This is a genomic window from Bacteroidota bacterium, assembly GCA_039821555.1.
In the GTDB taxonomy this organism is placed as follows: Bacteria; Bacteroidota; Rhodothermia; order Rhodothermales; family Rubricoccaceae; genus JBCBEX01.
On sequence record JBCBNX010000007.1, the window covers coordinates 159,958 to 179,908 of the forward strand.

13 protein-coding genes are annotated in these 19,951 nt (G+C 68.2%); 6 read left to right on the forward strand and 7 right to left on the reverse strand.

Going from position 1 to position 19,951, the window contains the following annotated elements:
* Nucleotides 1-141: 141 nt before the first annotated feature.
* Nucleotides 142-450 (reverse strand): metalloregulator ArsR/SmtB family transcription factor, encoded by a 309-nt coding sequence (locus AAFU51_10695; GenBank protein ID MEO1571727.1) that lies wholly within the window; start codon nt 448-450, stop codon nt 142-144.
* Between the two features lie 63 nt (nt 451-513).
* Nucleotides 514-2,448 (reverse strand): amylosucrase, encoded by a 1,935-nt coding sequence (locus AAFU51_10700; protein MEO1571728.1) that lies wholly within the window; start codon nt 2,446-2,448, stop codon nt 514-516.
* A 251-nt stretch (nt 2,449-2,699) separates the two neighbouring features.
* On the opposite strand from AAFU51_10700, the gene AAFU51_10705 reads away from it, so the two are divergent.
* Together AAFU51_10705 and AAFU51_10710 are read left to right on the forward strand one after the other, a co-directional pair.
* A complete protein-coding gene (locus AAFU51_10705; protein ID MEO1571729.1) occupies nt 2,700-4,268 on the forward strand; it encodes a sodium/solute symporter in 1,569 nt (522 codons plus the stop codon).
* Between the two features lie 140 nt (nt 4,269-4,408).
* Nucleotides 4,409-6,973 (forward strand): proprotein convertase P-domain-containing protein, encoded by a 2,565-nt coding sequence (locus AAFU51_10710; GenBank protein ID MEO1571730.1) that lies wholly within the window; start codon nt 4,409-4,411, stop codon nt 6,971-6,973.
* Between the two features lie 18 nt (nt 6,974-6,991).
* On the opposite strand, the gene AAFU51_10715 is transcribed toward AAFU51_10710, so the two are convergent.
* Nucleotides 6,992-8,167 carry a glycosyltransferase gene (locus AAFU51_10715; protein ID MEO1571731.1) on the reverse strand — a complete coding sequence of 392 codons (1,176 nt, stop codon included), beginning with the start codon at nt 8,165-8,167 and terminating at the stop codon, nt 6,992-6,994.
* Between the two features lie 107 nt (nt 8,168-8,274).
* Here AAFU51_10715 and AAFU51_10720 point away from each other — a divergent pair, with 107 nt between their 5' ends.
* From AAFU51_10720 to AAFU51_10735, 4 genes are all read left to right on the forward strand, one after another.
* Nucleotides 8,275-9,357 (forward strand): mannose-1-phosphate guanylyltransferase, encoded by a 1,083-nt coding sequence (locus tag AAFU51_10720; protein MEO1571732.1) that lies wholly within the window; start codon nt 8,275-8,277, stop codon nt 9,355-9,357.
* Between the two features lie 230 nt (nt 9,358-9,587).
* Nucleotides 9,588-10,103 carry a hypothetical protein gene (locus tag AAFU51_10725; protein ID MEO1571733.1) on the forward strand — a complete coding sequence of 172 codons (516 nt, stop codon included), beginning with the start codon at nt 9,588-9,590 and terminating at the stop codon, nt 10,101-10,103.
* A gap of 127 nt (nt 10,104-10,230) precedes the next feature.
* Nucleotides 10,231-11,754: an AI-2E family transporter gene (locus AAFU51_10730; GenBank protein ID MEO1571734.1), complete on the forward strand. Its 1,524-nt coding sequence runs from the start codon at nt 10,231-10,233 to the stop codon at nt 11,752-11,754.
* A complete protein-coding gene (locus tag AAFU51_10735; protein MEO1571735.1) occupies nt 11,751-13,289 on the forward strand; it encodes a hypothetical protein in 1,539 nt (512 codons plus the stop codon). Before AAFU51_10730 ends, AAFU51_10735 begins: the two co-directional genes overlap by 4 nt.
* Nucleotides 13,290-13,397: 108 nt before the next feature.
* On the opposite strand, the gene AAFU51_10740 is transcribed toward AAFU51_10735, so the two are convergent.
* From AAFU51_10740 to AAFU51_10755, 4 genes are all read right to left on the reverse strand, one after another.
* A complete protein-coding gene (locus AAFU51_10740) occupies nt 13,398-14,795 on the reverse strand; it encodes a type II and III secretion system protein (GenBank protein MEO1571736.1) in 1,398 nt (465 codons plus the stop codon).
* A 78-nt stretch (nt 14,796-14,873) separates the two neighbouring features.
* Nucleotides 14,874-15,986 carry a hypothetical protein gene (locus AAFU51_10745; GenBank protein ID MEO1571737.1) on the reverse strand — a complete coding sequence of 371 codons (1,113 nt, stop codon included), beginning with the start codon at nt 15,984-15,986 and terminating at the stop codon, nt 14,874-14,876.
* A 90-nt stretch (nt 15,987-16,076) separates the two neighbouring features.
* Entirely contained in the window at nt 16,077-18,248 is a 2,172-nt protein-coding gene (locus AAFU51_10750; protein MEO1571738.1) for a hypothetical protein, read from the reverse strand.
* Between the two features lie 81 nt (nt 18,249-18,329).
* A complete protein-coding gene (locus tag AAFU51_10755; protein MEO1571739.1) occupies nt 18,330-19,634 on the reverse strand; it encodes a PilT/PilU family type 4a pilus ATPase in 1,305 nt (434 codons plus the stop codon).
* Between the last annotated feature and the right edge of the window lie 317 nt (nt 19,635-19,951).

The window sequence follows — 19,951 nt, forward strand, 5'->3', positions numbered from 1 at the left end:
GGTGAGGCGGTGAGGCGGTGAGGCGGTGAGGCGGTGAGGCGGTGAGGCGGTGAGGCGGTGAGGCGGTGAGGCGGTGAAATGTGCCGTCCACGCCACCCAGAGTCAAGCCACAGCGGAACAAAAAGGCTATCCCCCTACTCCCTACTCTCCCACAGCCTTAGCCACGAGCAGACAGACGCCGGGCAGCGAGGCATCGCCGAGCGAGTAGTACACGTTGACGCCCTCCCGGCGGCGGCGGACCAACCCGTCCCGCGCGAGGATACCGAGGTGCTTGCTCACGTTCGCCTGCCGCTGGTCGGTCTCGTCCATGAGCGCTTGCACGCTTAGCTCGCCGTGAATCCGCAGCGCGTTGAGCAGCCGCAGCCGCACCGGATCGCCGAGCACCTTGAAGCGCCGGGCAGCGCGCTCAACGAGGTCGCCGTGGAGGAGCGGAGGGCCGGGCGCGGGCATCGAAGACGGGGTATGCGGGCGAAATGGAAGCGAAACCAAAGTACGCCGGACGCCCTTTCGCACTCAGCCAGCGTGCACGCCGCAGATCCAGCGCACCTGGTACGGTGCGAGCGACAGCGACAGTCCGGCCCGCACCAGGTCGCCCGAGAGGAGGTCCGTCCCGTCGTGCGAGAGCCAGCGCGTCGGGACGAGCAGGTTGTGCTCGGAGAGGTTGACCGCCACCGTGAGCCAGCCCGTCTCCGGGGTGCCGCGCCGGAAGGCGAAAACGTGGTCGTTGCCAGCGTTGAGAAACACGGTCGGCGTGTCGCCGAGCGCGGGCGTGGCGGCGCGGAGTTCGGCGAGACGCGCGATCGTCCCGACGAGGCGATGCGGGATCGTGCCGGGCGTGTCGCGTTCGGCGGCGCGCTTCCCGTCGAAGGCGGGGCGGTGCGCGAAACGGCTGTCGCCCGCCGTGAGGGGGTTGGTGCGATAGCTGTAGTCGTTGGTTGTGCCAAGTTCGTCGCCCAGGTACAGCAGCGGCATGCCGCCCGCGCTGTAGATCACGGCGTGGATCACTTCCAGGCGACGGACGGCGTGGTCGAGCCAGACCTCCTGCCCGTCCACGAGAGCCTGCTCGACGCCTGCCAGCGATGCGCCCATGCCCGAGATACGCATGTCCTGATTTTCGGGGTTGTAGTTGAACGGCAGCCCACGCGCAAAGCTGCCGTCGAAGTAGCCCGTGTAGAAAGCGTTCAGGAAGCGCCGGTGGTCGTAGCCATTGATGCCAAGTTCGGCGGCGTCCTCGTCGGCGAAGGTCCAGCCGATGTCGTCGTGGCAGCGGACATAGTTGACCCACGCGGTGCCGTCGGGCAGGCCGAAGTGGTTTTCCATCGACCGGCGCAGCAGCGCCGTGTTGCGGGTGGCGAGCGCCTCCCACAAGAGCGCCATCAGCGTGGGGTTGTACGATAACGGCGCTTCGTCGACGCCGACGTACTGCTTCACCTCGGCGGGGTGCACGATGGCCTCGGACTTAAACGCCACCGCTGGGGAGGCCATGGCAAGGAGCGCGTTGTAGGCCTGCACGATCCAGTGCACCGGCGGGAGGCCCTCGCAGCCCGTGCCCATCTCCTTCCACGCAAACGCGATGGCATCGACGCGCACCACCTCCGCACCCAGGTTGGCGATGAAGAGCAGCTCTTCGAGCATCGCCAGGAAGACCTCGGGGTTGCGGTAGTTGAGGTCCCACTGAAACTGGTTGAACGTCGTCCAGACCCACTTCTCGATGTCTGAGCGCCACGTGAAGGAGCCGGGCGCCTGCTCGGGGAAGATCTCCCGGAGGTGCTGCTCGTAGGCGCCGGGCACGGCACGGTCGGGAAACATCCAGTAGTAGTCCTGGAAGCGCGTGTCGCCCATGAGGGCCTTCCGTGCCCAGAGATGCTCGTCGGAGGTGTGGTTGAAGACGAAGTCGAGCGCGAGGCTGATGCCGTGTTCGCGGAGCGCGTCGGCGAGCGCGCGCAGGTCGTCGATGGTGCCGAGATCGGGGCGAACGGCGCGGTAGTCGCTCACGGCGAAGCCGCCGTCATTGGGGCCTTCGGGGACGGCATAGACGGGCATCAGGTGGAGATAGGTGATGCCGAGTTCCTTGAGGTAGGGGATCTGCTCCCGGACGCCGTCGAGGGTGCCGGCGAAGCGGTCGGCGTAGGCCATCGCGCCCACCATCCGCTCGTGCCGGAACCAGCGCGGGTCGGCTTCGCGCTCGCTGTCGAGCGTTTTGAACGCCTGGGGCCGCGCAGCCATCCCCTCGGCCACGATGCGCAGCGCCTCCTTGAGCACGCCGTCGAGCTCGTACGTCTCGCCGTAAAGCCGATGTAGCAGACTGTGGAGACGCCCGAACTGCCGGTCGGCCCGCGTGCGCAGCGTCTTCTGGTCGGTCGTTGTCAGCGAGGCCGTTGCCTCGGGCCACAGCGCGTCGAGGGTGCGGGTGGGGTCTTTGCGCAGCAGCGCAGCGGAGAGAGGCATGGCGAAGAGATGGGGCGGGAAGACGGGGAGGCACGCCGCGCGGCAGGGCGCGGTCGTGGAGCTAAGATCGGGAGAACGGAGGCGTATCGGAGCGTGAGCGTTTGGGGGTGCGCGAGTCTGAAGACGTGGGAGCATGAGCCACGACCATCGGCTTTGTCCTCCCGACCGTGATCTCTCACCCACGCTCTCCCACGCACCTATACCCCTGTGCGCCCTATCCTCTACTCCTGCCTCGCTATCCCCCGCCCCCTATGACACCGCTCGACTGGACCATCATCGTCGCCTACCTCGCGGGCATGATCGCGCTGAGCATGTACCTCGGCCGTGGGCAGGCCAGCGAGGACGACTACTTCGTGGGCGGGCGCTCGCTCAAGTGGTGGGCCGTCGGCCTCTCGGTGATGGCGACGCAGACGAGCGCGATCTCGTTCATCTCCGTCCCGGCGTTCGTGGCGTTGCGCGAGGGCGGCGGGCTCACGTGGCTGCAGTACGAACTCGCCGTTCCGCTCGCCATGATCGCGGCGATGGTGCTGCTGTCGTTCTTCCGCAAGCTGGAGTTGATCTCGATCTACGCCTACTTGGAACGACGCTTCGGACCGTCGGTGCGGACGCTGCTGAGCGCGGTCTTCCTGCTGAGTCGCGGACTGGCCGTCGGCGTGATGACGTATGCGACGGGCATCGTGCTTTCGGTCTTCCTCGGGCTGCCGCTCTGGGTGACGATCCTCGTGATCGGCGGGGTGACGGTGGTCTACGACTTCCTCGGCGGCATGACGGCGGTAGTCTACTCGGACGTGATCCAGATGGGCGTGCTGGTGCTGGGCGTGGGCGTCTGCGTGTGGTATGCGGCCGACCTCGCGGGCGGCGTTGGGGCGCTCTTCGCGGCGTTCCCGGCGGAGCGCGCCACCGCGTTCGACCCCTCGACAGGGCTCGGCGACGGCGGGGCGGTGCCGTTCTGGGGCTTCCTCATCGGTGGGTTCTTCCTCTACGTGTCGTACTACGCCACCGACCAGAGCCAGGCGCAGCGCGCGCTCTCGACGGCGTCGGAATCGGCCACGCGCACCTCGCTCATCCTCAACGGCGTCGCGCGCTTCCCGCTGACCATGCTCTACATCGCGCTCGGTGTCGCGGCGTTCGCTGCCTACCAGGCCGACCCGGTCTTGCGCGAGAGCATCCCGGCGGAGCGCCTAGACTACCTCGTCCCGCAGTTCGTGCTCCTGCATCTGCCGCCTGGCCTCCGCGCCGTGCTCTTCGCCGCACTCATCTCGGCGGCGATGTCGAGCCTCGACTCGGCGCTCAACTCGCTCTCGGCGGCGACGATGCAGGACTTCCTGGAGGATCGCCTCCCGGCCTCGGCCAACCGCTTCACCTGGAGCCGCATCACGACGGTGATCTGGGGCGCGATCGTAGTCGGCTTTGCGTTCGTGGTCGGTGGGATCGACGCGACCGTCATCGAGTCGATCAACCGGATCGGATCGACGTTCTACGGGCCGATCCTGGCGGCCTTCGCGGTGGGGCTGCTCACACGACGCGCGACGACGCGGGGCGTGTGGCTCGGCATCGTCGCCGGCGTGGGCGTGAACGTGTTTCTGTGGCTTCAAGTCCCGAGCGTGCACTGGATGTGGTGGAACTTGATCGGCCTTGTGGTGGCCGTCGTCGGTACGCTCGTGGGCAGCCTCGGCGACCGCCCGAAGGACGCCGCGACGCTCGACGCGACGACGCTCTCGTGGGCGGGCCTCGTCGCCCGCGAGAAGCCCTGGCGGTGGGCCTACCTCGGGCTAATCGCCTACTTCTTTATTATCCTCGCGATCGTGCTCGTGCTGTAGCCAGGTCCGCACTCGCTGACCCGCTCCCCGAGTCCCTTCGCTGCTGCGCGCCTCCGCGGCGCTGTTTCGGCACATCGGTTGCGGCAACGCGACCTGCCGTCCCCAATCGCCCCGTTTCCGCCCCAACCGCTCCCCCACGCATGCGCCCCACTACGGTACTGTCCTCTCTGGCCTACGTCCTTCTTCTCGCGCTCAGCTTCGCTGCGCCCGCTCGTGCCCAATCGGAGGCCCGCCCAGCGAGCTTCCACGCGCCGACCGCGACCTTCTCAGAAGTCGAACGCATCGCTCTCCCCTCGTTCGACAACGACGCGTTGCTCGCGCGTGACGAGGCACAGTCCGAACGGCAGCGCACAGCCGGTACGCCGACGGCGCAGCGCTTCGCCGAGCCCGTGGCGATGGCGCTCGACGCGCGCACCCGAGGCACCTGGGAAGCCCTCGCCGATGGCCGCCAGGTGTGGCGGCTCCGCGTGACGTCGCCCGGCGCCTACTCGCTCAACGTGGGCTTCTCGCAGTTCCGACTCCCCGAGGGCGCGACGCTCTGGCTCTACCCCACCGGCGAGGCGCCCCTCTTCCGCGCCTTCACCGCTGCCGACAACGAGCAGCACGGCGAGCTGTGGACGCCCGTCGTGCCGGGTGATGACCTCACGATCGAGGTCAATCTCCCCCGCTCCAAGACGGGGCAGGCGCCCAACTTCGATCTGGAGATCGGGCAGATCGCCCACGCCTATCGCCCGTTCGGGCTGACCGCCGAGCAGCGCCAGCAGTATGACCGCCAGAACGGCCGCGTCGCCTCCGGCTCGTGCAACGTGGACGTGGTATGCCCCGAGGGCGACGACTACCGCAACATTATCCGCTCGTCCGGGGCCTACACCCGCGGCGGCACCGACATCTGCTCCGGTGCAGCCATCAACAACGCGCTGGAGGACGGCCGGCCGCTCTTCCTCACCGCTAACCACTGCGGCAACAGCACCGGCAACGCGTCGAGCATTGTGATCTACTGGAACTACCAGAACTCGACGTGCCGCCCCGTCGGCTCGCCGGCAAGCGGCGGCCCCGGCGACGGCCCGCTGTCTCAGTTCAACAGCGGCACGCGCCTCCTCGGCTCTGCCGCCAATTCTGACTGGGCGCTCCTCGAAATGGACGATCCGTTCGATCCAAGCCACAACGTCTACCTCTCCGGCTGGGACCGCCGCGACATCGCGCCCGCCTCGGTCGTCGCCATCCACCACCCGAACGTGGAAGAAAAGCGTATCTCGTTTGAGGACGACCCCACCACCATCACGTCCTACCTCAGCGACACCGTCGACCCCAACGCCGCCTACATCCGCGTGGACGACTGGGACCTCGGGACCACCGAAGGCGGCTCCTCGGGCTCGCCGATCTACAACGCCGACCAGCAGATCGTAGGCCAGCTCCACGGCGGCTTTGCAGCCTGCGGCAACGACGACCCTGACTGGTACGGCCGCATGTTCCGCTCGATGGCCGGCGGCCTCGACGATTTCCTCGACCCGGCGGGTAGCGGCGTCGAAACGCTCGGCGGGCGCGAAGCCGGCCAGGGCGTCGCTGCAGCCCTCACAGCGAGCACAACGCAGGCCTCGGCCGGTGAGACGGTGCGCCTCTCGCTGACCGTCAACAACTTCACCGACGGCGATGCCAACGGCGCCACCTTCGCGACGACGCTACCGGCAGGGCTCGTCTATGCGGGCAACGCCGACACGTCCGTCGGTACCGTCAGCGAGGCAGGTGGCACCGTCACCTGGGACTTCGGCATCGCAGGGGGTGGCGCTTCTACGCTCAGCTTCGATGTCGCGCTCACCGACGCCGCGAGCGGCACGCTGCGCATCCTCGGCACGGTCTCGCAGTCGTTGCTCGACGCACCGCTCCAGGTCGTCACCCGCATCGAGGTGTTCCAGGCCGCCGACCAGACCTTCACGAGCACCCGCAGCTATGCGCTCCCGGATGACGGCTGCCCCTCGCTTGGCGGCACCACGCTCGACGTGGCCAGTTCGTTTTCCTGGGGCGAGCTCAAGGTGGGCGTGGTGATCGCCCACACCTATCGCGGTGACCTCCGCGTGCAGCTCGAAAGCCCCGCAGGCACCATCGTGAACCTGCTCGACCGCCCCGGTGCGGGCACCTTCGGCACGGGTGCCGCCAACCTCGACGCGCTCTTCAGCGACAGCGGCACCGCCGACCTGTTCGGCACGTCGGGCGACCACAACCCCGGCGCGCCGTTCTACGAGTTCGAGGGTCGGCCTGAGCAAGGTGGCCCGGGCACAACGGGCGTCGGCACGCTCGCATCGTTCAACGGCGAGGATCCCCGCGGCACGTGGACGCTCCGCGCATGCGACGGCGCGGGTCAGGACACCGGCAGCCTAGAACAGTGGGCGCTGCTCTTCTACGGCGTCGGCGTCGATGCGGAGGACGAGGCGCCGCTGCCGGAGGCGTTCTCGCTGAGCGCTGCCTACCCAAACCCGTTCACGGAGTCGGCCACGCTCGCCCTTCGCGTGCGTGATGCCCAAGAGGTCCGCGCCGAGGTGTACGACCCGCTGGGCCGCCGCGTGCGCGTCCTCCACGACGGACCCGTCGCTGCCAACGCGTCGCAGACGCTCACGCTCGACGCCGCAACGCTGCCGAGCGGGCTCTACGTGGTGCGCGTCGTCGGCGAGACGTTCGCCGCCACCGAGACGGTGCTGCTCGTGCGGTAGACTCGGCCGCACCTCGCCTCAGCCAGTTGCGAGCAGATCGCGGTAGAGCGCGACGAGCTTCGCGGCCTCCGTGTCCCAGCGATACTGCGGGGCCGCTTCGGCGGCCCCGCTCGTATACCCAGCGTAGGCGTCCGCCACGAGTCGTTCGATCGCATCGACGAGCGCGGCGGGGTCATCGGGACGGCACGTGAGGCCCGCGCGGGTTTCGGTGGCGAAGTCGTGCCACAGCGGAACGTCCGAGCAGACGAAGGGCAACGCATGCTGGAGGTAGTCGTAGAGCTTCGTCGGCATCGAGCCCACGTAGTTCGGGCGCGGCGTGAGCATGCACAGCCCCACGTGGGCCGCGGCAAGGTGCGGGGCCATCGCCTCAGGCGACACGAACGCAGTCCAGCCGTCGAGCGTGACGTGGTCGTGCAGCGCGTGGGCGCGCAGAAACGCCTCGGCGCGGGTACGCTCTGCTGCGAGCGGCGCGCGCCCGACAAGCGTGAGGTGCCAAGTGTGCCCTGCCTCGCGCGCCAGCCGCAGCGCCGTGAGCATCGTCGTGAGGCCACGTGCTTCGGAGACCGTCCCGGCGTACACCAGACGCAACGGCGTCTCGCCGGTCGGCAACGTCTTCGGCAGGGGCAGCGTGGCCGGTGCCAGCGCGTGGTTGCGGACGAGCGTATGCGGCGTACCGAGCGGCAGCGCAGCGGCGTACGACGCCTCGGCAATCACCGTGCGGTCAAGCCAGCCGAACGCCCAGCGCTCCAGGCGAGACAGAGCACGCCCAGCGGGACCGGGCCGACGGTCGTAGGCCTCGTGGCGGTCGTAGACGACGCGCGCTCCGAGGCGACGCTGCACGCGCCACCCGAGCGGGAGCAGTTCGGGGTCGTGGAGGTGGATCAGGGCGGGACGCAGCGCTGCGAGCTTCTGCCACACGGTGCGCTGCACGAGCACCCGCTCCAGCGCCGAAGGGCGGCCCCCTGCACTGCCTGGACGCGGCAGCGCTACGACCGGCACATCGGCCACGCCACCCGCGACGCGCATGCGGATCGTTTCCGAGTGCGTGTGCCGCGCCATGAGCCGTGCATCAAACCCGGCCGCACGTAGGCTCGGCACCGCTTTTGCAGCAATGCGCGGGTCACGCAGCGGGTGCACCGTCGTGACGTGCACGACCGGGCGCGATGCAGCTAGGTCTGGCAAATGGTCGGCCACGAGGTCGGCTATCTTCAGGGCGGCGGTGCGGCAGTCATGCAGTTTAGCCGTTTTGCTGCGTGTCCGTTTCCCGCCCCTACCCCCCTCGCACACAACCCTCCTCGCTCATGTCCCTCTATGCCGTGATCATGGCTGGCGGCGTCGGTAGCCGCTTCTGGCCACGCAGCCGCCAGGCCCAACCCAAGCAGTTCCTCGATGTCTTCGGCGCCTCGTCGATGATCCAGAACACGTTCGCGCGGCTCCAGCCGATGATCCCCGCCGAGCACGTGTTCGTGGTCACCAACACGAAGTACGTCGAGCAGACGCGCGAGCACCTCCCGGCCGTCCCGCCCGAGAACATCCTCGCCGAGCCCATCGCGCGCAACACGGCCCCGTGCATCGCCTTTGCCGCCGCGACGATCCGCGCGCTCGACCCCGACGCGACGATGGTCGTGCTCCCCGCCGACCACCTCATCGACAAGCCCGCGCGCTTCCACGCCGTCCTCGACGCCGCCGTCGCGAAGGCCCAGACGCCCGGCGCGCTCGTCACCATCGGCATCGAGCCGACGCACCCTGAGACGGGCTACGGCTACATTCAGTACGACACCACGCAGGCCGCGGGCGGCGACGGCGCAGCCGGGCCGCAGGCCTTCCCCGTGAAAACCTTCGCCGAGAAGCCCGACTTGCCCACCGCCGAGCGCTTCCTCGACTCGGGCGACTTTCTTTGGAACTCGGGCATGTTCATCTGGCGCGCCGACTCCATCCTCGCGTCGATGGCGCAGCACCTCCCAGAGGTCCACGCCTGTTTCGCTGGGATCGGCACCCCGGCTGACACCACCGAAGACCAGGTCCGCGACGCGTACGAGCGCAGCCCCAAAATTTCCATCGACTATGGCATCATGGAGCGCGCCGACGACGTGCACGTGGTGCCCGGCAGCTTCGGCTGGAGCGACGTGGGCGACTGGCGCGCGGTCTACGAGCGCTCGGCCAAAGACGACGCGGGCAACGCCACCGACGGCGACGTGATCGCCCACAATTCGAGCCGCTGCTACGCCCGGTCTGCCGACCGCCTCGTGGTGCTCGTGGGCGTGCGCGACCTCGCCGTCGTGGACACCGACGACGCCGTTCTCGTCTGCAACCTCGACGCAACACAGCAGGTGAAGCACATCGTCGACTACCTCGGCGCGCACCGGATGGACGAGTTCGTGTAGGGCGATTGGCGATTGGCGATTGGCGATTGGCGATTGGCGATGAAGCAAACGGCCTTCTGGGGCTTGCGCAAGCGATTTCGCTTCGGGATGTCCCCTGGTCGCCATCCGCGCTCTGTCGAAATCACCGCAACTGGGGATGGTGCCCGGGGGCGAGCGACGGCTAGCATGGGACACGACCTGGTTTGGCGAGCCGCCGCGCCGGGTGCCCCCTTCGACTAGCCTTCGCTCCCATGCTTCCCTTCCGCTTCTCCACCCTCTTTGCACTCCTGCTCGCCTTCGTCGCCCTGCCCCTCGCTGGCTGCGACTCCTCGGACGACGGTGACAGCGGCGACGACGCCGCGGGCTGCCCCACCGCAAATCAAGCCTCAGGCACTTTCACCGCGAATGCTGGGGGCAGCACCTTCGACGCGGTCTGCATTCAGGTCATCACGGACGGGGGCGTGTTCAACATTACCGGCATAGAAAACGTCGGCCAGACTGGAAATTCGAACCAAGAGTTCTTGTCGATCTCGATCACGAATGCAGCGACCGGTCAATACTCGCCTCCGTTCGGCGCTATCGTGGCGTACTCCAGGAACCAGAATGCTTCGACGGACCCCAACAACACCTATGCAGGACTCTCTGGGACCGTCAACCTGACCGAGTTCACGGCAGGCAGCGCCAAGGGGACGTTCACTGTCACGGTTCAGAACAACAACCAAGATCAGATCCAGATTTCGAGCGGCTCGTTCGACGTGACGTTCTGAGCCAGCCCCGCGATTCCCCGGCGATTGGCCGACCTTTCCTGCAACGGTGTCGTTTCTTCGGAAGCGGCACCGTTGTGCATTCCTACGGCCGCTCCCTACTCGTTTCCCTCCACTGCCCGCAATGTCCATGCGGACCCAATCGATCCGGCACGGCGCGTTTCTGACGCTGCTCGTGCTCGTCACGCTCGCCTTTCTGGGCCTGATCCTGGATTTCCTTCAGCCCGTCTTTTGGGCGGCGGTGCTGGCGGTGCTGTTCTACCCGCTCCAATGGCGGCTCGCGCGCGCCTTCGGCGGCCGCGCTGGGATCGCGGCGGTGCTGACGCTGCTCGTGATCCTAGGTGCGGTGATCCTCCCGCTCTTCGCCATCGGGGCGGCCATGGCGCAAGAGGCTGCCAGCCTCTACCGTCGGCTTGCGGCTGGCGAATTCGACCTGCAGGAGCCGATCCGCCGCTTCGAGGAGGCGCTGCCGGTGGTAGCTGGCTACCTCGACCGAGCGGGGGTCGATTTCGAGCGGGTGAAGGCGGGGCTGTCCGACGCGGCGCTCACGGTGAGCCAGGCGGCAGCCAACCGCGCCGTCGAGTTCGGGCAAGGCACGGTCACCTTTGCGGTGCTCTTCGGGCTGATGCTCTACCTGCTGTTCTTCTTCCTGAAGGACGCCCAGCGTCTCACCGCAGGCCTCGTCCGGGCGCTACCGCTGGGCGACGACCGCGAGCGGCGGCTCTTCCGCAAGTTCGCCGACGTGTCGCGCGCGACGATCAAGGGCACCGTGGTGGTGGGCGTCGTGCAAGGCACGATTGGCGGCATCCTGTTCGCTTCGCTCGGACTGCCCGCGCCGGTGCTCTGGGGCGTGGTGATGGCACTCGCCTCGCTGCTGCCAGCGGTCGGCCCGGCGCTGGTGTGGGTTCCCGCCGCGATCCTGCTCGCAGCGGGCGGCCAGTATGTTGCTGCGGGCATCGTCGTCGGGGTGGGCGTGCTCATCATCGGGATGGCCGACAACGTGCTTCGGCCCATTCTCGTGGGCCGCGACACGGAGATGCCGGACTACCTGATCCTGCTCTCGACGCTGGGCGGGCTGGCCGCGTTCGGGCTGTCTGGCGTCGTGATCGGGCCGGTGATCGCCGCCTTGTTCCTGTCCGTCTGGGAGATGTTCGTCGAGGAGTACGGCTCCATGGACGATCTCCCTCCTTCCGGCACACCGCCGTCTGCGCCGGGCTCAACGCCCCCAGCCGCAGCACCGCCGTCCGATCCGCCACCGCCGTCCGGTCCGCCACCGCCGTCCGATCCGCCTCCGCCGTCCGATCCGCCACCGCCGTCCGATCCGCCTCCGCCGTCCGATCCGCCTCCGCCGTCGGGCCCGCCACCGCCTCGACCGGCCCCCTCACTGCCGACTGTCGACACGCCTCCTTCATCTCGACTTGCGTCGCCTCCCCAACCGGGTGCGCCGCCGGTACCTCCACCTTCTGCCTTCGCGCCGCGTCCAAGCCGCACCCAGCTTGACGTCCCGAGAAGCACGCTCCCCTTCACCGCCACGCCTGCCGAGCTCCCACCGCCCCGACGCTCCCCTGACGCTGCGGTAATTCGCCCCATCCCCCTGCCGGACGCTCCACGCCCGAGCGCTGCGGCCCTACGTCGCCAACCTCCGGCCTCATGACGGAGCGCTCTCGTCGTGACTGGACCCGTTCTTTGCTCCGCGCCGGACCTGCCCCCTTCTTCTTCCTTGGGCTCACCGCGTGGGCCTACGCGGCCGCTTTGACGGTCACGGACGGCGACTTCGTCTATCCCCTCGACGACCCCTACATCCACCTTGCCGTCGCCGAGAACTTGACGCAGGGGCACTATGGCCTCAACCTCGCGGAGCCGTCGTCGCCCGCGTCGAGCGTGGTGTGGCCAGGACTGCTAGCGCTCGGGCTGATCGCGGGCGCGGGCGGGTGGATCGCGCTCGCCCTGAACGCAGTGCTAGGCGTGTGGGCGCTGACGATGGCCCTCCGCCTCGGAGACGCTGTGTTCGAGGATGCCAACAGGTCGGCGCTGGGCATGCTGGCGGCGCTGGGTGCGGTGCTCGTGCTCAACCTCCCTGCGCTGGCGCTCATCGGCATGGAGCACGTTCTCCAGATTGGACTGACCCTGCTAGCCTGGCTCGGGCTGGTCCGCGTCGCCCGCGGGGCAACTCCCGCGTGGCCGCTTCTCATGGCGCTCGCCATCGGGCCGCTCGTGCGCTACGAGAACCTCGCGCTCACCGTCCCCGCGTGTGCCTACCTCGTCGCACTCGGGCATTGGCGCGCGGCGTTGGGCGCGCTCGGCGTCGCAGTGGTCGGGCTCGCTGCCTTCTCCGGATTTCTGGCGATGCTGGGCTTGCCGCTCTTGCCCACGTCCGTGCTTGCCAAGACCTCCGCCGACGGCACCCCAGCTCTCCTAGCGAACCTAGCACTCCCGACCGGGTGGTTCCTCGTTTTGCTCACGGCGACGGTCGGCGGGGCCTTCGTTCTGGCGGCGCGGCGTGGCGTCCCCCGCCGTATGCTCGGGCTCGGTGGCGTCGCGCTCGCCACGGCAGCCCTCCACCTCGGGGCCGGTCGCCTCGGGTGGTTTGCGCGCTACGAGATCTACGTCGTGGCAGGCCTCTTCGTGGCGCTGCTGGTGCTCCGTCCACCCGCCTCGCAACCGCGACGGCGGCGGGCGTACGCATTCGCCTTTGTCCTCGCTGCGGCAGCGCTCACGGTTCGGCATGGAAGCCTCGTCGCTTTCGTCCCGGACGCCAGCCGGGACATCCACGAGCAGCACGTCCAGATGCACCGCTTTGTGGCTGACCACTGGCAGGCGCCGATCGCGGTGAACGACATCGGCCGCGTCGCCTTCGAAAACGACCGCGTCGTGCTCGACCTCTGGGGCCTCGCCTCGCCGACCGCGCTTGCAGAGGCGAATAACCCTGACCCTAGTTGGATGGACGCCCTTGCTATGCAGCACGGCGTCGAGGCGGCGATGCTCTACGCGCCGAGCTTCGCGGCGCTGCCCGCGTCGTGGGTGCCCGTCGCGGATCTGCAGCTGAGCCACGCGGCGAGTGTAGTCCCCCACAACACCGTCACGTTCTTCGCACGTACGCCAGAGGCCGAGTCACGCCTCCGCTCCGTGTTGCCTGCGTTCGGGGAGGCGCTGCCCCGCGGCACGCTCCTCCGATTCCGCGCGCCCTAGGTCCTGCTCTGAAGGGCTAGACACACAGCAGCCCCGCCGGGGCGCGCGTGGCGTGGGCCTTCGCCTTGCGCGCCTCCGACGGGGCTGAGAGGGTATGCCTGCGTGGAACTACTCCTCGTTGGCGTCCTGACGCTTGCCGTCTTCCCGCTCGATCATCTCGAACGCGTCGCCTTCGCCGGGGCGGAAGCGGTTGAGGCGGTCGCGGACGACCTCGCGCTCTCGGTTGTAGATGTCGCGGGTCTCGGCGGCCGTCTCGGCGCGAGCGCGGAGCGGCTCCTCTACCGTAGCCTGGAGGACGACGAGCAGCTCGCTCTGGATGTAGGACTTGTTCTCGAACGAGAAGACATGCTTGATGAGCGGGATGTCCATCAGGATCGGGATCCCACGGCGGGAAATCGACTCCTCGGTCGAGTAGAGGCCGCCGATGAGCGTCATCTCGCCGCCGATGAGCGTACGCTGCGTGGCAACGTTGTTCGTGGCGATCGCGATCTGGTCGCCCTGCGGCCGGCCCGTCGACTTCTCGACGGTGATGTCCATGTGGACGAACTCGACCGGCTCGCCGTCGGCGCCCACGTCGGAGCCGTCGGAGATGAGCGTCGGGGTGACGTTCACAATGATGCCGGTGTTGACGAACTGCGTGACGGTGTTGCCCTGGAAGTCCTGGACGTTGATCGGGATGTTGACGCCCGACTGGATGGAGCCGGTCTGCTCGCTCATCACGGTCACGCTCGGCGTGGCAACGGTCTCGCCGAGGCCGCGCTCCTCAAAGACGCGGAAGAGGCGCGTCAGGGTGCCTAGCTCCATGCGGTCGGGCCCCTTGATGATGGCATCGAGGGCCTCGAAGAACGAGGTGTTGACCGAGAACTGCGGCACCGCGTTGTTGCCGAGGTTGCCGCCCTGCTGGCCGCCAGCCTGGTTGCCGAGGCCGCCGCCCTGCTGACCACCGCCCTGCTGGCCGAAGAGCACGTTCCAGTTGGTGCCCTGCTGACGCGCCTTGTTGGCGTTCAGCTCGAAGATGACCGCGTCGATGCGGATCTCGCGCGTGCGCGCTGTGGCGGGCAGTTCGGCTCCAGCCGCCGCCGAGAGTGCGCCCGTGGCATCGAGGCCTTCCTCGACCTCGATCGCCTCGACGACGAAGAAGCGCTCCGTCTCGCGATAGGCGAGGCTGTTCGCCTCCAGCACGGCTTCGAAGGCGTCCACGAAGAACATGCCCGAGACCGGCACGCCAATGGGAGTCACGCGCCCGTCTGGATCGACCACCTGCTTGCCCGTCACCCGCGCGAAGATGGGGTTGATGTAGGCCAGGAACTGGTCCATGGTCGTGGTCGGCAGGAACGAGACGACCTGGTTGGGCGGGACATAGGCCTGACGCAACTGGGGCGGCCCGACGGGACGCTGCACGCTGTTGAGCGGCTCCCCGCTGGCGGGGGTCTGGGCGGCCACGTCGCCCCCGGCGAGCAGGAGCGCGGCGGCGGCCAGGAGGAGGGGGATTCGGACGCGGTGCATGGCTGTGGGAGGTTGGGAAAGCAAGGCAGTCAGGGGGCAGTCGAAGGGCGGAGGCAGCGCCTCGCGGCTGGGCAGCGCTTAGCTGCCGGTCATCGCGGAGGGCGACGGCGGGACGGTCGGCATGCCTGCATCGGGCACGCCTGGCGCGGCGGCAGGCTCAGCGCCCGGCGTGGCTCCAGGCGTAGCCGGGTAGATATCGGGGAACTCGGTGGCATCGTAGAGGCCGAGGGCGCGCGCCTCCGGCGTACCGGGGGCCGGGAGCGGCATCGGGCTCCGGGGCGACAGCATGCCTAGCGTCTCGATCTGCGTGCGGCCGATGGCCTGCTTGTAGCTCTCGCCCGAGAGCAGGTCGAGCTCCACGCGTTCGCGGAGGCCGCCCTTGTTGAGGTCCGCCACGACGCGGGCGCGCTCGGCGTTCACGCTCGTCAGGCGGCCCAGGTAGACGCGGTCGCCCTCGCGCAGCGAGCGCAGTTGCTCGCCCCGCTGGAAGACGGCGATCTCGCCCACGACCGACACCAGCGGGTCGGCCTCGACATCGATGAGGTCGTCCGTGTTGGGCGGCAGCGCGTCGAGCAGGAGCGGGTAGAACGGGTTGGTCGCCGTATAGCGGTCGGGCAGCACCTCCGCCGGGATGGTGAAGAGGCTATCGGGCGCGCTCATGTCCTGGCTCCCGCCGAAGAACACGTCCACGACCATGTTGAAGTCGGCCACATAGACTTCGCGGGGGATCTCGGTCACGTCGTTGTCGACCGACGTCTTCGCGCCGCTCACCTTGAGTTCGCCGACGCGGTAGAGGCCACGCCCGTTCTCGAGGTTCCAGATCATCTCGTAGAGGGCGTCGAAGAGAGCCTGGCCCGTGACGCGGTAGGTGTAGCGGCTGTGCGTGGCCTGGCGGTCCACGCCGACGAGGGCGAGGTCGAAGCTGAAGAAGCCTTCACGCGAGAGGCGGTTGAGGTACTGCACCACCTGCGGCGAGGTGAGGTTGTCCGGGAGGACTTTGTAGCGCGAGTTCCAGCGGCGCAGCGCGTCGTCGGCCTGGCTGGCCGAGGCGGCTTCTTCAGCGAGCAGCTGCTCGACGTCGGCGGCTTGCTGGCGGAGGAGGCGCTCCTCGTTTTCCAGCTGCTCGATCTCGACGGGTTGCACCTTCTGCGTGCGGTAGTAGCCGTAGCCGCTGGCAGCGGCGAGGAGCACGCACAGGATGAGAGTATTTACGAGGTCACTCGACATGGGTAGGGAAGTCGAAGGCTGGGAGCGGAGAGGCGGGGTGCGGGGTCGGAGGGCCTAGAGGCCGTCTTCGAGGGCCAGTTCGGGGACTACGAAGCCCTCGGGCGGCGTCTCTTCGACGAAGAGCGACTCTGCGGGCGGCGGCGCGGCGGCCGGCGGCGGCTGGCTCGGCGCGGCCTCGGCCGGGGCCTGCTCCTCCGGCGGAGCCTGTTCCGCGATGGGCGCCTCGTCGAACCCGGCCAGGGGCTCAGGCACCGGCTCGGGTTCGGGCACCTCGAGGCCTGGGGCGTTCTCGCGGAGGTATAAGGCCACCTCCGGCATCTCGTAGGTCAGCGAGGCGCGGATCTCGAAGTCGTAGGCTGGCGTCTCGCGGATCTCGCTGAAGCGCACGGCCTCGATGGACCCGCCCATCTGGTCGGCGAACTCCACGACGCCCTGGCGGGACGTCGCCCGACCGCTCATCACGAGCGATCCGCCCTCCTCGCTCCAGCTCTGGAGCCAGCTACGCCGCGCCGTGGACGCCGCGCGCGCGGTCTTCGCCAGGCCGCGGCTCCAGCGGTCGCTCCCCACCAGCAGCGAGTCGATGGCGTTGAGCGTCATGTTGATGCGCGCCACCTCGGCGTTGAGGCTGTCGATGCGGAACTGGATCTGCTCCGGCGAGAGGTTCGAGGCCGGGAAGGCTGCGATCTGCCGCTGGAGGTCGCCCTTCGTTGCCTCGTTCTTGAAGTAGACGCTCGTGAAGAAGAGGACCGCCATGAACACGACCGCGGCGGCCAAGACGGTGTGCCAGGCGAAGCCGAAATTCGAGAGCCACTCGAACTTCATCTTCTGGCGCAGGAGCGCCTTCGGGAAGAGGTTGACGCCCGGGAAGCCGCTGTCGGACCCTTTGTGGAACGCGTCGAGGGCGACGCTGGCCGCCGGGAGGAGCATCGTAGCCAGGGGGCGCTGCGCGGCGGCCTTGGCCCCGAGCCACCCGCCTTCCACGAGGCCCTGGCGCAGCGTCGTGACGTGCGCGTCGGGGTAGAAGGCCCCGAAGCCGTTGACGAGTTCTTCCTCGCGCTCCTCGGCGAGTACGATCACCTGGTCCACGTTGCCCACGCCCTGCACGTCCTGCTGAAGCAGCACGCGCGAGCAGATCGTGTCTGGCCCGTCGAAGGTGGTCACGCTGCGCATGTGCTCGGCGTGATGGAGCACGTCGTTCACGAGCAGCATCACGAGCGTGTCCTCGGCGCCGACGCGCACGATGGCCGTGTTGCCCTGCGTGCCCATCGGGAAGACCTGACGCGTGAGCCCCATCAGCGCGGGAATCTCGGCGCTCAGAAGGGTCATGCGGACGCCCCGCATGCCATCCTGCTCGCGCAGCAACTCCACCGACGGCGTCACCGGATCGGTCGGCGCGGGCACGACGGCGAGGAAGCGCGAGGCCCCGTCGCGCGGGGTCATGGGCAGGAAGGCGATGCGCTCGGAGTCGGTCCGGTAGGCCTTGACTTGGTCCGGGAGCAGCTCCAGCAGCGTCTCCCGCTTCACCGAGTCGGCGCGCTTTGCCGCCTTCTCGTCTTCCTTATCGGTGTCCTTGTCGGCGTCTTTGCTCTCCTTCCCGAAGTTGAAGAGGCCTTTGCCCTTGCTGTTCGCCTCGACGCGCAGCTCTGCGTAGGCCACGTCCGAGTTGTCGAGGCAGAAGGCCAGGCGCGGGCTGTCGGTCCCGCCACTGCGGCACTCCTCGATGAGGTCCTTCAGCTCCAACACGATGGGCTGCACCATCACCGCAGACGCGCCCGACTCGTCCTCGTCGAGCGTGGTCTCGGAGAGGCCTGAGAGCCCGCCGAACTCGCCGCCGACGAACATGTCCACGCCCGAGATGCCAGCGTCGCCAAACTGGATCGCGATGTCGTCGTTGGCGGCCTCGGCGAGCAGTTCCTCGGGGCTATTCATGGACTCGCCGTGGTCGGCCGCGCGCTTGCGCGTGACACGGCGGACCACCTCGAACGCGTCGCCGTCGCGGCGCAGCAGTAGCCCGTAGATCGTCTGCTGCGTGACGTAGAGGCCGAGAACGGGTGCCAGGCCGCCGCGCGACCGGGCGCGTTTCGGCGCTTTTCGTGCACCGCGTGGCCCCTTCGGGCCAGCCTCGCCTCCGTCTTTGCGTGCGGCCACATCAGTGCCCGATGCCGGTGCCGGCGCCTCTTGAGGGGCGTCGGCGGGCGACTTCTTCTTGGAGAACCAGTTCTTCATGAGGACGACTAGGCTGTAGGTCGGTCGAGCGTCGGGGGTCAGTCGAGCGTCGGGAGGCGGTCAAGCGCTGGCAGGGCCGCGCTAAATGATTTGTTTGAGGCGCCGCTTGTTGTTGGCGAAGTTGAGCGCCGTCTCGCGCGAGATCTTTTTCTCGCGGAGCAGCCGGAGCAGGTCCTGCTCCAGAGTGGTCATGCCGAGGTGACCACCCTCCCACATCATCTGGTAGATCTCGCCGGCGTTGTCGTTGTAGATCGCGGCCTTGGTGGAGGGCGTCATCCAGAGCACCTCCTTCACGAGCACGCGCCCGCCGCCGAGACGGGGTGCCAGCTTCTGCGAGATCACGCAGCGGAGCGTGTCGGCCAGACGGATGCGGATGCGGTTCTGCTCGTTGGGCGGAAACTCCGCCACGATGCGGTCGATGGACTCGATGGCCGAGGCCGTGTGCAGCGTCGAGAAGACCTTGTGGCCGGTGTCGGCCGCCTCGATCCCCGAGGAGATGGTCTCCGGGTCGCGCATCTCCCCGATCACGATGATGTCGGGATCCTGGCGCAGCGCCTGGATGACGCCGTGCTTGAACGAGTGCACGTCGGAGCCGACATCGCGGTGGCGAACGATGCACCGCTTCGGCGTGTGCATGAACTCGACCGGCTTGCCGATGATGACGATGTGCCCGTCGAAGTCCTGGTTGTTGGCGTCGATGACCGCGTCGAGGGTGGACGACTTACCGGAGCCGGTCACGCCGGTCACCAGCGTGAGGCCGTCGCGGACCTTCGAGAACATCATCCCACGGATGATCGCGGGGTGGAAGCCCTGCCCTTTGAGCGAGCGCAACTCGTTGTTGATCGCGCGCATGCAGAGGCCGAGGTGGAACAGGTCGAAGTAGGTCGTCGCTCGGAAGCGGCGCGTCTCGCCGCCGGCGTCCATGGAGTAGGAGAAGTCCGCCGAGCGCTCCTTCAGCAGGTCCTCGCGCTGGCGGTCGTTGAGCATGCTCAGGATGAGGATGTCGGTCTCGTCCGTGGAGCCGGTCCCGAGCGGCGCGTCGGGCTTTTTGTCGCCGCTGACGCGGTACCACACGCGGCCAGCCGTGGCAGGCCCACCCAAGTCCAAGTCCGACGCGTCGAGCTCGATCATCTTGCCGATGAACTGCTCCATGTAGCGGCGGAGGTGCTCGGTCATCTTCGGATCGAAGCGCCCCACGTGCTCGGCATAGAAGCGCAGCCGGTCCACGCCCACGAGCGTGCGGGGTGCGGAGCGGGCGAGCAGACGAATCTGCTTCGGGAGCCGGAGGCGCTGAGCTTCCGCAGGCGCGTTCGGCTTCGACGGCGGGACGTAGGTCGTCCCTTGAACGTCGGGATGAAAACCTTGCGGGGCGTTGCTGATCGACACGGGCGCGTCGGGAGGCGATGGCGGAAGGACCGAGCCGTCCAGGGCAGACGGGCGCGGTGAGTCTTGGTGTTTCCTTCTCCGACAAAAGGCGCGCCAAAGCGCAGCCCGTCACGGGGTGTCCTTCAGAATCGGGGAATAGCGTAGAATTTCGACGGACTCTGGACCCGTTTGCTACGATTCAGCCATGCAGCGTGGCTATTCATTCCGTTCGAGGAGGGCCCTGGTGGCTCCTCCTGGGCAGCGCTCCCCTCGGTGTCCTTCCCAATGAAACGGGCGTGCTACAAATGGAAACGGAGCGGTGTCTTTCGATCCGCTCC